The organism is Paenalcaligenes sp. Me52 (assembly GCF_050487965.1).
In the GTDB taxonomy this organism is placed as follows: domain Bacteria; phylum Pseudomonadota; class Gammaproteobacteria; order Burkholderiales; family Burkholderiaceae_B; genus Paenalcaligenes.
This window is the reverse complement of record NZ_JBKQFO010000003.1, coordinates 357,726-371,140: the sequence shown is the minus strand read 5'-3', so window position 1 is coordinate 371,140 and position 13,415 is coordinate 357,726. Positions and strand designations below refer to the sequence as shown.

The window sequence follows — 13,415 nt, the reverse complement described above, 5'->3', positions numbered from 1 at the left end:
CTTAGTGTTCTCGGGTGACGCGTTGCAGCTCTTCTTCCGAGGTTTGTCCGCTGTTTAGCCAGCGTAGACCGTCGTGATGTAAGTCGTGCATGCCGTGTTCTTGCGCATGGTGGCGCAACGTATGCGTATCGGCGTTTTGGCTAATCAGGCTACGTAAGTTGTCATCCACCACAAACAATTCATGTATACCTGTACGGCCTCGGTAGCCTGTGAACCCACAATGCTCACAGCCCTGTGGATTGCGCTGAGCACGTCCAGAATCTATAGGTGTTTTGCAGTGTTCACACAGCTTACGTATCAATCGTTGAGCTAAGGCACCTTGTAGCGTGCTGGCAAGCAAAAACGGCTCTATGCCCATATCAATCAAACGTGTGACAGCTGATACGGCATCGTTGGTGTGTAAGGTGGCTAAAACCAAGTGGCCAGTCAACGATGCTTGCACGGCAATTTGTGCGGTTTCTAAATCGCGGATTTCACCAATCATGATGACGTCAGGGTCTTGGCGCAGGATGGCGCGTAGAGCAGTGGAAAAATGCAGATCTATGCGCGGGTTCACTTGTGTTTGCGAGACGCCAGCCAAGTCGTACTCAATAGGGTCCTCAACGGTCAGAATGTTGGTGGTTTGCGCATCTAAGCAACCAATGGCGGCATACAAGGTGGTGGTTTTGCCGCTACCGGTAGGGCCAGTCACCAGCACGATACCGTGGGGGCGGCGTATTAATGAGGTCAGTTGTTGGTAGTGGCTAGGGGCTAAGCCCAGGGCGGACAATTCTAGTCGTCCTGCTGACTTGTCCAGTAAACGCAGTACAGCCCGTTCGCCGTGGCCGGTAGGTAAGGTGGACACGCGCACATCAATGGCTCGCCCCCCTACACGTAACGAGATACGGCCATCTTGGGGCAGACGCTTTTCGGCAATATCCAATTTAGCCATGATCTTAATACGTGAGATCAGGGCGTTATGCAGGGCGCGCTTAGGCTGCACAATGTCGCGCAATGTACCGTCTATGCGAAAGCGCACCACCGAACGGTTTTCAAAGGGTTCTATGTGTATATCACTGGCGCCTTGGTTGGCAGCCTGGGTCAACAAGGCGTTGATCATGCGGATGATGGGTGCATCATCGCTAGACTCCAACAAGTCTTCCACCTCAGGCATTTCATGCATGAGGGAGTCCAGATCAATCTCGTTACTGGCCGCATCCATCACTGCCGCTGCGTTGTCTTGCTGACCGTAAGAGCTGTTTAACCATTGCTCAATTTCTTGAGCAGGCACCAGTTTGAAATCAGCTTGCCTATAGCGTCTACGTACTTCGGCCAACGCCCAGTCGGGCGTGTCGGTGCAGTGCAGAGCTTGCAACTGGTGATTGTCTTCACGCAATATTAGGCGTTGGGTCTTAGACCAGCTATAGGGCAGTAGCATTACTGTTGGCCTCGCAAATCCACCTGGGATCGCTGCAATGGTGCTAAATCAGGTAAGGCATTAGGGCCGCCAATATCGCTGAACCACAGGTCGTTGAAAGGCATGGCTTGTTGAGTAGAGCGCATGTAGTTGTAGCGGTCCAAAGTCAGGCGTTGGCTATCATGCTGGTCACGCACAATGTGGGGGCGCAAGAAAATCATCAGGTTAGTCTTGGTGCGTTTACGTGTTTCATAGCGAAACAGGCTACCTACCACGGGCAAGCTGCCCAAAATAGGCACGGCAGAGGTGCTGTCGTGCGTGCTGTCTTCCAGCAAACCACCTAGCACAATCACTTGACCATCATCCACCAGCACATTGGTTTCCAGCGCACGCTTGCGAGTCACTAAGGTAGAGCTCCCCATAGAGGCGTTGGGGTCTATACTGCTGACCTCTTGGTACAGGGCCAGTTTGACCGTACCGCCTTCCGAGATTTGTGGGCGTATACGCAAGGTTAACCCCACGTCTTCACGCTCAATGGTTTGGAAGGGGTTGCTGGCACCGTCGCCAGAGGTGGTGTATTGCCCCGTCACAAAGGGTACGGTTTGGCCCACGATGATGCTGGCTTCTTCGTTATCCATGGTGAGCAGGTTAGGTGTGGACAGGACGTTAGCTGCACCATTTTTTTCCAAAGCACGGGCGAGCACCCCCAAGTTAACGATTTCTTGGCCTAGTACATTTACCGTACCTTTCACCAAACCTAGGCTTAGGCCTTGGCCGAGTGCATCCAATGTTGTGGCACCGGTGATTGTTGTGCCTACGCCGCTACCCCCTAAGTTAGTACCCCCAACAAAACCGCTACCGCCTTCGCCCAAATGGCTACCACCTGCCATCCACTGAATACCAAACTCAGCAGCATCTTCGGCGTTAACTTCAATGATTAAACTTTCTACCAGTACTTGTGCGCGGCGTTGATCCAGCAGATCAATCACCTCACGTATGCTGCGATACAGCGGAGGTGGGGCAGAAATAATCAAGGTATTAGTAGAGGGGTCTGCTTGAATGGTAGCGCCCCCGGCGGAAACACTCACGGGTTGCAAATTGGTGGGTTGTGGCAGGGCGCCAGACGCCATCAAGTTGTTTTGCATGGTGTCAGCATTGATGGCCGTAGGTGCTGGATTAGTATTGGCTGGGGCTGCCGTAGGCATGGCTGATCCCATGCTTGTGCCTGTTGCGGAGCTTTGTGGGTTTAAGCCCTCTAGCGCACCTTTTAGCACCTGTGCCAAATGGGTGGCTTGAGCATTTTTAAGGTACACCACATGCAGATTGTTGGGTCTGGCATTAGGCGAATCAATTTTGTAGATTAGGTCTTTGGCCATCTCCAATCTAGACGAACTACCGGCGCGGATAATAATAGAATTTGTGCGTGGGTCAGCGACGATTTGCGTGCGTGCATACGGTTCACTGTTAGCATCATTTAGCAATTGATTGGCTAAGGCCGCCACGTCTAAGGCCACGCCGTGTTCGATGGTGATGAGCTCAGTGTTTAAACTGTGTGAGGTATCAATGCGCGCAATCACATCTGCTACGCGAGCGATGTTGTCAGCGTAATCGGTAATCACCAAGCTGTTGTTGTTGGGGTAGGCAGTGATGGGGTTGCTGGGCGATACCATAGGGCGCAGCACGGCGACTAAATCAGCTGCTTTTTCATAGTTCAGGTTAAAGACCTGCGTGACAATTTCACCGCTAAGGTTGGCCAGTTCTGCCGCCGAATAACTGACGGCACTGGCGTGCACTTTGGCTTCTGCTTCTGGCACCACTTTGCTGCTGCCTTCACTGTGTACGACAGCAAAGCCCTGCATACGCAACGCACCCAATAGCATGCTGTAGGCTTGTTGTGGGCTCACGGGTACTTCGGACACTAAGGTGAGCTGCCCTTGTACACGAGGGTCTACGATGAAGTTTCTGCCCGTAAATCTTGCCAAGGTACGCACGACTTGCGCTAAGTCGGCTTCCACAAAATTCAGGGTCAGGGTATCGCCAGGGTTTTGTGCTCCTATGGGTGCAGGGGCCGATAATCTAGGAGTTTCAGCCGCTTGTTTCCATGTGGAAGCAGGGCGCACAGGACGTCTGGAACTATCGCCCACTGTACGTGTGGCTGCAGGTTGAGCATAGGCATCGGCGGCAACGGTTCTTGAGGTTTGGATGGTGAGCGGGCTAGGTGGTGGGCGGGACTCTGACTCCGACAAGGTACTACAGCCTTGAAGTACCAAAATGCTGCTTAATGCTGCTAACGGGAAAAAACGTTCAATACGCATAACAAAAAAACACGCCAAATGATCAATGTGCAGCCTGCAGGCGAATAGCAGCACGTCCATCTTGGACGGGGCCTAGCAGGTGCAATAACGGTTGTAAGGCAGCAAAATATTCTGGGTTGCTGTAAGCCTCCCCGGTAAAACTCCAGGGGTGTGTGGCGCCGAAGCTGCCTTGGCCACGCAGTTGCAGCGGGCCTTGTTCAGTACGTAGTTGCAATGAGGATGACTTGGCCAGTTGTAGGTCCAATACATACGAGCCCAAGGGGCGTAAGGAACTGACGGCTACTGTGGCGTCCTCCCAGCGCAGTTGCAGGTCTATGGCTGCAGGTGAGTTGGCATAGAAGGTGGGCCAGCTTAGGCTAAGGTTGCCCTGAGGTTGTAGCGATGCCAGTAAGGGATGAGCGCTGCTTAACAGACTGGCCGGTAGTTGCAAACGAGATTGACCAATACTGAGTCTGGTACCGTTCAGAGTCAGCAGTAAGGGTTGTGCAAGGTCATCGCTGTTGATCTGTAGTTGGGGCCACGGTGTCCAGTTCCACTGCCAGTGAATATGCGAAGGTAGCGCTTGTGGGTGTTGAGTATTCACGATGAGTTGTGAACTTCCTTTCCATAGAGTGCCTTCACTGACATTGAGTTGTAGAAAGGCTGGCATAAAAACGTGTAGCCAAGATGCGGGTGCAGCCACTAAAAAACCGGCAGCAAACGCGAGGGCAGCCATAAGAATAAGAAGAATTCGTGTCATGATTGTGACACTCCCTCTGTGGCGGGAGTTTGGTATTGCACAGTGACTGTTCCACTGAGTACGCCAGCCTGTTCTCTTCCTTCAATACGTGATCGAGAAAGTTCGGTAGCCGTAATGTGTAGATTCAGCGAAGCAGGGGTGTGCAGCAGCCATACCAGAGCATCCGTTGCTGGTACGTGCTGTAGGCGTAATTGCCAGCTGTTCGTCTGATCGGGCAGGGCAACCAGCGTGGCCTGTTCGCGTTTAAAGGGCTGCAAACTGTTTTGCAGTGCCTCGTATACCTCTGTAGGTGAATACTGGGCCGTCGGCGTTGCGGTAGGTGTAGGCTGACCTAGTAGTGTTTGCAGTTGGGCAAATTCGTAGTGCGCAACACGTAGTTGTTGAGTGTGTTGTTGTGATAGCTGCCAGAGCTGAAATGCTACGTATCCCAGTACCAGAAAAGGTAGGCACCACAACAGTACACGCACACGCAAACGTTCTCGTGGAGTTTGGCGTTGCCACTGTTGTTGCAGGCCAGAAAGTAAAGGTTGCAGACGCTGGTCTATACGCTGGCGTAGATGCAGTAAGGATGAGGCCGGTTTCATGGTGTTAAGGGTTGTAGTTGCAGCACAAGAGGGTCTTTTTTAGGCTCATAGAGCCACTGCAATCCTTGTGCTTGCAACTGTGTGTGAGTCTGGTCCAGTAATGAGTCTACGGATTGCGTATTGCTATCTGGTTGCAGCGTGATACGTAAGGTGTGGTTGTCCCAACCTATGGATTGCACGGCAGGGGCTAAGGGCTGCAGCCATTGTGCGGATTGCTGAAGTAGTGCTGGTAAGCGAAGCGCAACAGACTGGTCTGCTTGGCCAGCACTTTGCAGCGCTTGTTGAGCTTGTTTGAGCGGGGCAATCACCACAGGCAGTTGAGGCCACCGATCACTGACGGCTTGCTGTGCCAGAGCTTGTAGCTGCTGCAGTTCATCTCGTTGTTGACGGGTGTGTGTATACAGAGCAGCTACTAGCATCGCCAACGCGATTAATGCCCAGCTTAGCGGGCGGCGTAGTCGCTTTTCTAATGGGGTGTGATGTTGCAGTTGTGTGCCTAGTTCCAGCGCTTTATTCCAGACATAGCAGGTGGGGGCGTTAGTCTGTGTTTTGCTGAGACAAACGGGCTGCATTAGCACACGATTTACCCCTAGCGTATGCAGACTATGTAGCAAGGTTTGCAAAGGGGCTCGTTCTGTCCACGCTACGCTAAAGGCGTGATCCGGTAATGGCTCATAACAAAACAGATGCTGCTGTAGCGGTGCTAGCAGCATTTGCTGCAAACGGCTTTGTATGGCCATTGCTTGCTGGGCTTTTTTGACAGGCGGAATACGAATAGTGGTATGCACCGTATCCAACGTATGCACCATCAACAGGAATGGCACCGTTGCAAACTGTTGTGCCAATTGCCTAAGCGTCGCGTTGCCTTGTCGTGTAATGTGCTCACGCTTGTAGATCAGCGCAAATGTCACCTCACTTTCTACGGTGAGGTGCTCCAATTCAGGCAGCAGAATTTGTAAATGGGTGCGCATGATTAATACCGTATCCAGCGGGTGAAGGCTTGTGAGCCTTTGCGTTCTAACAGGGCGTGCAACGATTGCTGGGTGCCAGAGATTTCCAATAGTCCCTGTGCGCTAAACCAATGGCTTTTTACGCCTAAGGTGCGAGCAGGGATGGATAGCCCCGACGGTAGTTGCAAGCTGAGGTCTGAGGCTTGGTTAAACCATCTACCTTGGTCTCGTTGTGTGGTGAGCCTTACCGCATCGGCAAGGCTTAAGCCGTCTATATAGCTATGCAGTACTTGGGGTGAGGCCATGTTGATGTTCAACAGCGTAGCGGGGGGCAGCAACGTGGTGTAGTCGTCTAAACGTGCGCGTTGAGCAGGGCTTAACGATTGGGCAGCGATGAGCTCCGAAGGAAGTCTCGCCCCCACTTGGGTGGCAGGGTGCTGCGTGCTTTGATAGGCCTGAGCAAGCTGTTGAGCAAGTGCGGTAGCCAAATTTTTGGGTAGCTGTACACTGTGCAGCAGTTTTTCTAATCGGGTGATTTCTTCAGGTCGGGTTTCACCGCTACGCTGCAAGCGTAGTAGGTTGAATTTGGCTTGTTCATCGCTAAGGAAACCCGAGAAATATGCTGTGGTGCGTTCATCTTCTATAGGCATGCGGTCTATGCGCTGTGCCCATAAACCATTTCGGGTAGTAATGGCACTATGGCGGTTATCTTGCAGTAGCAATTGACGCGTCCAGTCCATTGCTCCACGCAGTAACCATGTAGCTTGGGTCACATCATTTTCAATGATGGACTGTTCGCTGGATTGCGTTTGTTTGCTGATTAATGCGGCGGCGATTGCACTGGTGGCAAACACGATGACCAGCGCATTAATAACGGCTAAACCTTGCTGTAACGTAAAGCGATTCATGATAGTGGGATCACCTTGCGATAGCGTACTGATTGGCCACGTTCTAGTCTGACGATGATGATTTCTATGCCTGTAGGTGCGCGTGTGGTTTGCGTCAGAGGTAATGGCATCCAGCCTCGCGCCGGTATCCACGCTCGTGCTGTGAATTGTTGAACGTCATCTAATACCGGGTTTTGGGCAGGGGGTAAGGCACCAGGCAAGGTGGCAAACGGCATGCCTTGATCTCGGTACAGCATGTTGTTCTCACTACGCCATTGCAGCCATACATTGCCCACAGCAGGTGGAGTGGCGGTTTGGCGTATGGCTAAAAAGTTGCTGCGCGGGTGTTGCTCCCAGACCAGTGCGCTATAGGCCGAACCTATACCGTCAGGATGCAATGGAAAATCGCTAAGCTCTTCGTTCAGCAACGGTGAGCTGTGGCGTTGCAGTATGTCGTGCTCCAACTGCTGTAGCACAGCATGTATGGATTGATGGCGTGTTTGCGTGTCTTGCAGTTGTGATTGCGTACGTTGTATGTAATCCAGCGCGCGCCATGACAGTACACTAAGCAAGCTCATGATTAACAGCGTCACCAAAACTTCTAGTAAGGTGAAGCCGCGCTGTGTGGTCGCTGTGCGCTTCATGGTTGCATCAGAATGCCGTGTAAATAGGCAAAATTCTGCTGATGGTCAGGCAGCGTAACGCGCACGGTGATTTGTCTGAACTTGGCATGTTCGGTACTAGCACTGGTGACTTCACAGTTGAACTCGTACATGCCTTGCGTACAGGGATAATTCTGCGTTCCGGGGGAGGGAAACTGCTGTTGCAGGCGTAGCTCAGCCAGTGTGTTACTGGCACTGTGCAGAGCCAGATTGCGCATCTTGAGCGATTGGGTGCTGCGGGTGCTAAGTTGCAAGGCTTGCAACACGGCCGTCAGCGCAATGCTAATGATGGCCAGTGCCACCAACACCTCTACCAAGGTGTAGCCCTGTTGTGATGCGGCGCGTTTCATGGCGCACTGACATCAAAATTGCCATGCAAATCTCGGCGAATAATCAGCCTATCTACGCCGTTATCGAGAGTGATGAGCAAAGGAGGGTACAACCACGATGGTTCTATCAGTAGCGTGCTAGACGGTTGCAGCGTGACTTTGGTGGATTGTGCACCACGCCATGAGACATGGGCGAGGGTGGCGGGTAAAGGCAGGGTGAAGGCACTGTTTCCTAGTGCTTCAAATCCAAAGCCATCTTCGTGCTTTTGCCAACGTAGTGTTTGCTGATGTTGGATAGCATAGCGCTGGGCGGCCTGAAAGCGCTGCGTCAACAGCTTGGCATCTTGGCTCACGCTGTTGTCGTAGGTAGAGGGTAGGTAATGTATGCCTACGCTAGTGCTTATGCCAATGATGAACAGCACAATAATGACTTCCAATAAGGAAAAGCCGTGTTGCCTAGCGTTGTGCTTATTGCCAAGAGCCAATGTCAGCATTCATTTCTTCGCCGCCGCGTTGACCATCCGCGCCAAAAGAGAACACATCCACATCGTTACTCACGCCGGGATTGAGGTATTGGTACGCATTACCCCAGGGGTCTGTAGGTACTTTATCCAAATAACGCTGCCAGTTTTGTGGCACAGGCGGTGCGGAAGGTTTTTGCTGTAAGGCTTGTAGGCCTTGTTGTGCATTGGGGTAGAAACCATTGTCTAAGCGGTATAGCTTCAACGCTTGCATGATGCCGGCAATATCTTGTTTGGCGGCGACCACACGGGCCTGATCGGGGCGACTCAGTAGGTTAGGAACTACCAGTGCGGCCATGATGCCCATGATGACAATAACCACCATGATCTCTATCAGGGAGAAACCGCGCTGTGAGGCTTGGGCGGCTGTAGAACGGGGGAGTGAATGCTGTGGTGTCATACTTCTTTCATTAATACATGCCAGACTCTGAGGTGGAAAAAATCATGCCGGTCAGAGCACTGTTGAATCCGGTCCCCAGTGTATAGATGAGATATGTCAGTTTTATGGCGCGATGGATACAGCGTTTGATGGTGGTGATAGCCGCTGCCGTAGCCGGTTATGGCACTGCCTATTTGGCTGCTCCAACCACATTACGTTTTGTGCCATTAGCGGCGACGCATACTGTGTTGCAAGGCATGGAAGCCGATGCCGTCGCATCGTGGTTTGGTACAGCAGGCGGCCCAGTGCGCATACTCATACAGGGCGTGATGAGTTCTAGCCAACCTAACCAAGGCGCCGCGCTACTAAGCATTGATGGTGCACCCGCACAAGCCTATAGAAATGGTGATTGGTTAGCCGATGGTGTGCGTTTAGTCGTGGTAGGACCGCGATCTATACAAGTAGAACAGCAAGGCGCTCGCTACACCGTGGAAGCCCCACAAGAGCCTGTAGCGGTATTACAAGAAGCCATACGTGTAGTGCACCCCGCACCATGATGGTGATGCTAGCGGTGGGGCTGTTATCCCTTTGGTATTTACGCTGGCAATGGGTAGCCTGCTGCCATGAGTTTTCAGTTGCTGGGTTGAGTAACAGGCATCAGGTGGGACTGTTTTACAGTGGGATAGTGGCGAGTGTACTGCTGGCCCTGTTTTTGCCTGTTAGCGCACCGCAGCAGGTGGTATTGAGCTTGTTTTTTGTGCAGCTATGGCTGTTGATGTGCTTTGACGGCTGGTACGGCTATTTACCGGATAAGTTGAGCTACACCTTACTGTGGTCTGGATTGCTGTGGTGTGCTTACGATGCGCCGTGGTTATTGCAAGATCGTGTGTGGGGGGCAGCACTAGGCTACGGTTTGCCGTGGACAGTAGGTACCGTCTTTGCGTTATTACGCGGCAAAGAAGGCTTGGGGCGTGGGGATGCTAAGTTCTTGGCTGGTATAGGTGCATGGTTAGGCGTGCTAGCTGTGCCCTATGTGCTGTTTGGGGCCAGTGCATTGGCCTTGTGTTACGCCGTGGTGCAGCGTTGTCGTGCAGCCAGTTGGCCCACTATGCTGTATTTTGGCCCGTTTTTGGGGCTGGCCGCTGGCATAATGCTGGTGGTGCAGTATTGGCGTTAAGGCCAGCGGCAAGTACGTCGTGTTAGTCGGCTTGATCTAAGCCCATCTGCCAGAAGTCCACCTCTAAACGTGTGGCGTCTCTAAAGGTAGTGGCCAGATAATCCATACGAGCTGGATCTATGTGGCTAAGGTGTTGGTTCAGCCAGTCTTTCTCGGCGTTGGCGGCCTGCTGAAACTCTGGGCTGATATACATCTTGATCCAATCGGCGTACGGGTTGTTGTCGGATAAATCAGTGAAGTCTTGTTCCACCAGCCAACTGGCAATCTCAGCGTAACCAATCAGACACGGCACGAGTGCGACGTGCAAATCCAATAAATCACCACGGTTACCCGCATCCAACACGTAGCGGGTGTAGGCCATGGTGGCGCGAGCCTCAGGCAGTTCGCCCAGTTCTTTTTCGCTAATACCCCAGCGCTCACAGTACTGAATATGCAGACCCATTTCCAGATCAACAATGGCTTTAAGGCTATCCAAACCTTGGCGCAGTTCTTGCATGGAACGGCTTTTATACACAGCCAAGCCCCAGGCGCGAGCAAAGTGCACGAGGAACAAGTAGTCTTGGCGTAAATAGTGCTTGAAGGCTTCGGCAGGTAATGACCCTGCACCTAATTGGCGCACAAAATCGTGCTGAGTGTAGGCTTTCCACGCATCGTGGCAACGGTGTTTAAGCTGATCAAAAGGAAGCAGAGTAGAACTCATGGGGCCTCTTACAAAAGAAAAAGCGCTATAGGGGCTCACACTACAGGGTGTTAGGGAGTGGTGAGTGGCTCGGAAATTTCTATCAAGTTCAGGTCGGGGTCACGCAGGTAAATAGAGCGTATGGGGCCTGTGGCGCCTGTGCGAGGCACCGGGCCTTCCACAATGGTGGCACCTTTTTGCTGCAAATGGGCAATCACTTCGTCTAACGGACGATCAGCCATAAAGCATAGGTCCAACGCACCGGGTACAGGTAAGTGTGCTTTGGGCTCAAACTCAGCGCCTTTAACGTGCACATTGATTTTTTGATTGCCAAAGCTAAACGCTTTGCGGTTCTGGCCAAAGGTGACCAGCTCCATACCTAAGCAGTCCACATAAAAGGCTACGCAGGCTGCTTCGTTGCTGGTGGTCAGTACCAAATGATCAAGGTGATGAATCATGCGCTATTCCAGTAAAAATTAAGCGTGTGCGTCTAGCCCAGCGTCTACAGGGGTAGCACCTAAGGCCGTGACCAATGTGGTGGGTGGCAGTTCAAGTAGGTAACCACGCTTACCGCCATTGATCAAAATAGTAGGAAACTCCAGCAGGCTTTGCTCTATGAAAATAGGCATGGTTTTGCGTGTACCAAAAGGCGATGTGCCGCCCACCATATAACCAGAGTGACGTTGAGCAACCTCTGGTTTGCAGGGGGTGACTTTCTTCACACCTATTTGTCTGGCGAGATTTTTAGTAGATACCTCACGGTCGCCATGCATCACGATAATCAGCGGCTTGGCATTTTCATCTTCCATGATCAACGTTTTCGCGACTTGGGCGGGCGGAAACTGTAGCTGTCGTGCAGCCTCTTGAGCGCCACCGTGATCGATGTAGTCATAGTTGTGTTCAATAAAGACGATCTTTGCTTTGCGTAGCCACTGTGTGGCTGGGGTTTCGCTAACGTGTTTTGCTTTGGCCATAACGAAATTATGCTCGTGGATGGTGTTGTTGATGCAGTTGTTTGAGACGCTCTCGGGCAACGTGGGTGTAAATCTGGGTGGTGGAAATATCGGCGTGCCCAAGCAGCAGTTGCACCACACGCAAATCGGCGCCGTGATTTAACAAGTGCGTAGCAAAGGCGTGGCGCAGTACGTGAGGCGATAGTGGTGCTTGAATGCACGCTTGCAGTGCGTACTTTTTGATTAGCAACCAAAATGCTTGTCGGGTCATGGCTTGGCCACGGCCAGTCACAAATAAAAAGGGGCTACGCTGTTGGCCTAAAATCAGTTGCCGAGCGTGTTGTAGGTAGTTTTGTAGGCTGTCTTGGGCTTGTGCGCCCAATGGTACTAATCGGTCTTTTCCACCTTTGCCGCCTACTACGCGTATCACGCCATCGTTCATACTCAGATGCTGCAACTGTATGTTGATAAGCTCACTTACTCGTAGCCCGGTGGCATACAGCGTTTCCAACATGGCGATATCGCGCAAACCCAAAGGCGTATCGGCAGGGGGAGCTTGCAGTAGCGCATCGACTTGCGTCTCGCTTAAGGTGGCGGGCACACGCACAGCTTGTTTGGATGAGTTTAGGTTTTGGCAGGGGTTATGCGCGATCAGTTGCTGACGTAGCGCCCAGCCATAGAATTTTTTCAACGTTGCCAAACGACGGTTAGTGGTGGTGGCTTTATGGGTTTGGGCCTCCACACTGCGCCAGGTTTGTATATGTTCGGTGGAGGCATCCAACAAGGTTTTGCTGTGTTGTTCGTGTAACCATTCAGCAAAAATAATGAGGTCGCGCTCATAGGCAGCCAACGTATTGTTGGCCAACCCTTCTTCCAGTAAACAGTATTCTAAAAAGGCAGCAAGCTGAGGCGTAGTCATGCTTAGCATGATACACCGAGAGAGTAGGCAAGGCAGTGAGGCCACCGCATTGCTCATCACCTAAAAACCCAAGGCTGGTAGTGTTTGCGGTATCTATATACATCTATATATAATGCTTTCATAGATTCTTACAACTTGCCAAGGAGAAGGCATGAAAAGCTATAGCCGTATTGTTCGCGCTCTGTGTGTATCGGGTGCATTGAGTGCAGGTCTGGTTTTTGGTAGTGCTGTTCAGGCCGGTGAATTGTTGGTGTCGGGTGCTGCTAGCCTGACCAATGCATTCAAAGAAGTTGGTGAGGCGTTTGAGAAAAAACATACAGACACTAAAGTGCTGAACAGCTTTGCTGCGTCAGACGTGTTGCTGCAGCAAATCGTGAATGGTGCTCCGGCTGATGTGTTCGCATCGGCAGACCAAAAAGCGATGGATAAAGCGGTTGAAGCGGATGCCATCGTGCCTGATTCGCGTGCCGATTTTGTGCGCAACCAAGTGGTACTGATTGTTCCTAACGACAATCCTAAAAATGTAGAAGGCTTGGCATCGTTGTCCAATGCTGACGTTACTCGCATCGCTTTCGGTAACCCTGAAACAGTACCTGTTGGTCGTTACACCAAAGGTGCATTGGAAAAAGAGGGTGCGTGGGAAGCAGTAACTGAACGTCAAGTGTTGGGCCAAAACGTACGCCAAGTCTTGGATTACGTTAGCCGTGGTGAAGTGGACGCAGGCTTTGTGTTTGCCACTGATGCCGCCATCATGAAAGACAAAGTGAAAGTGGTAGAAGTGTTGGAAACAGTGACTCCTGTGACTTACCCAATCGCTGTTGTGAAACGCGAGGGTGCTCACCCACAAGCACAAGAGTATGTGGATTTCATCTTGTCAGATGAAGGCCAAGAAATTTTGGCTAAATACGGCTTCTCTAAGCCTTAA

The 13,415-nt window shown here is 51.8% G+C and carries 17 protein-coding genes; 3 read left to right on the top strand and 14 right to left on the bottom strand.

The genetic code is table 11. The annotated features are described in order from the left end of the window. Position 1: 1 nt before the first annotated feature. The 10 genes from gspE to gspG are packed head-to-tail and all read right to left on the bottom strand — an operon-like array spanning position 2 to position 8,783. Entirely contained in the window at positions 2 to 1,417 is a 1,416-nt protein-coding gene (gene gspE, locus ACLO87_RS15995; RefSeq protein ID WP_430224249.1) for a type II secretion system ATPase GspE, read from the bottom strand. After that, a complete protein-coding gene (gspD, locus tag ACLO87_RS15990; RefSeq protein ID WP_430224248.1) occupies positions 1,417 to 3,711 on the bottom strand; it encodes a type II secretion system secretin GspD in 2,295 nt (764 codons plus the stop codon). Before gspD ends, gspE begins: the two co-directional genes overlap by 1 nt. Positions 3,712 to 3,733: 22 nt before the next feature. Beyond that, entirely contained in the window at positions 3,734 to 4,450 is a 717-nt protein-coding gene (gene gspN, locus ACLO87_RS15985) for a type II secretion system protein N (protein WP_430224247.1), read from the bottom strand. Then, the gene (locus tag ACLO87_RS15980) at positions 4,447 to 5,034 is read right to left on the bottom strand and encodes a hypothetical protein (protein ID WP_430224246.1); all 588 of its coding nucleotides are present in this window, start codon (positions 5,032 to 5,034) and stop codon (positions 4,447 to 4,449) included. The genes gspN and ACLO87_RS15980 overlap by 4 nt, the downstream gene beginning before the upstream one ends. Beyond that, complete coding sequence (locus ACLO87_RS15975; protein WP_430224245.1) at positions 5,031 to 6,005, bottom strand: hypothetical protein; 975 nt, start codon at positions 6,003 to 6,005, stop codon at positions 5,031 to 5,033. Before ACLO87_RS15975 ends, ACLO87_RS15980 begins: the two co-directional genes overlap by 4 nt. Positions 6,006 to 6,007: 2 nt before the next feature. After that, positions 6,008 to 6,892, bottom strand: coding sequence for a type II secretion system minor pseudopilin GspK (gene gspK / locus ACLO87_RS15970; protein WP_430224244.1), 885 nt, complete (start codon positions 6,890 to 6,892; stop codon positions 6,008 to 6,010). After that, positions 6,889 to 7,515, bottom strand: a complete 627-nt coding sequence (locus ACLO87_RS15965) for a PulJ/GspJ family protein (RefSeq protein ID WP_430224243.1) — start codon at positions 7,513 to 7,515, stop codon at positions 6,889 to 6,891. The genes gspK and ACLO87_RS15965 overlap by 4 nt, the downstream gene beginning before the upstream one ends. Beyond that, positions 7,512 to 7,883 carry a type II secretion system minor pseudopilin GspI gene (gene gspI / locus ACLO87_RS15960; protein ID WP_430224242.1) on the bottom strand — a complete coding sequence of 124 codons (372 nt, stop codon included), beginning with the start codon at positions 7,881 to 7,883 and terminating at the stop codon, positions 7,512 to 7,514. Before gspI ends, ACLO87_RS15965 begins: the two co-directional genes overlap by 4 nt. Next, entirely contained in the window at positions 7,880 to 8,356 is a 477-nt protein-coding gene (locus ACLO87_RS15955) for a prepilin-type N-terminal cleavage/methylation domain-containing protein (RefSeq protein WP_135865964.1), read from the bottom strand. Before ACLO87_RS15955 ends, gspI begins: the two co-directional genes overlap by 4 nt. Then, a complete protein-coding gene (gspG, locus tag ACLO87_RS15950) occupies positions 8,331 to 8,783 on the bottom strand; it encodes a type II secretion system major pseudopilin GspG (RefSeq protein WP_430224241.1) in 453 nt (150 codons plus the stop codon). The genes ACLO87_RS15955 and gspG overlap by 26 nt, the downstream gene beginning before the upstream one ends. A gap of 104 nt (positions 8,784 to 8,887) precedes the next feature. On the opposite strand from gspG, the gene ACLO87_RS15945 reads away from it, so the two are divergent. Together ACLO87_RS15945 and ACLO87_RS15940 are read left to right on the top strand one after the other, a co-directional pair. Then, positions 8,888 to 9,319 carry a type II secretion system protein N gene (locus ACLO87_RS15945; protein ID WP_430224240.1) on the top strand — a complete coding sequence of 144 codons (432 nt, stop codon included), beginning with the start codon at positions 8,888 to 8,890 and terminating at the stop codon, positions 9,317 to 9,319. Continuing rightward, the gene (locus ACLO87_RS15940) at positions 9,316 to 9,939 is read left to right on the top strand and encodes a prepilin peptidase (RefSeq protein WP_430224239.1); all 624 of its coding nucleotides are present in this window, start codon (positions 9,316 to 9,318) and stop codon (positions 9,937 to 9,939) included. The genes ACLO87_RS15945 and ACLO87_RS15940 overlap by 4 nt, the downstream gene beginning before the upstream one ends. Before the next feature lie 22 nt (positions 9,940 to 9,961). Here the strand turns inward: ACLO87_RS15940 and tenA are convergent, their stop codons facing one another. The 4 genes from tenA to xerD are packed head-to-tail and all read right to left on the bottom strand — an operon-like array spanning position 9,962 to position 12,490. Continuing rightward, positions 9,962 to 10,639 carry a thiaminase II gene (gene tenA / locus ACLO87_RS15935; RefSeq protein ID WP_430224238.1) on the bottom strand — a complete coding sequence of 226 codons (678 nt, stop codon included), beginning with the start codon at positions 10,637 to 10,639 and terminating at the stop codon, positions 9,962 to 9,964. Between the two features lie 50 nt (positions 10,640 to 10,689). After that, positions 10,690 to 11,076, bottom strand: a complete 387-nt coding sequence (locus tag ACLO87_RS15930) for a VOC family protein (RefSeq protein ID WP_430224237.1) — start codon at positions 11,074 to 11,076, stop codon at positions 10,690 to 10,692. A gap of 18 nt (positions 11,077 to 11,094) precedes the next feature. Then, positions 11,095 to 11,592: an aminoacyl-tRNA deacylase gene (locus tag ACLO87_RS15925; protein WP_135865976.1), complete on the bottom strand. Its 498-nt coding sequence runs from the start codon at positions 11,590 to 11,592 to the stop codon at positions 11,095 to 11,097. A gap of 7 nt (positions 11,593 to 11,599) precedes the next feature. After that, complete coding sequence (xerD, locus tag ACLO87_RS15920; protein ID WP_430224236.1) at positions 11,600 to 12,490, bottom strand: site-specific tyrosine recombinase XerD; 891 nt, start codon at positions 12,488 to 12,490, stop codon at positions 11,600 to 11,602. 151 nt (positions 12,491 to 12,641) lie between these two features. Between xerD and modA the strand changes: the two genes are divergently transcribed. Continuing rightward, on the top strand, positions 12,642 to 13,415 hold the full coding sequence (gene modA / locus ACLO87_RS15915; RefSeq protein WP_430224235.1) for a molybdate ABC transporter substrate-binding protein: 774 nt from the start codon (positions 12,642 to 12,644) through the stop codon (positions 13,413 to 13,415).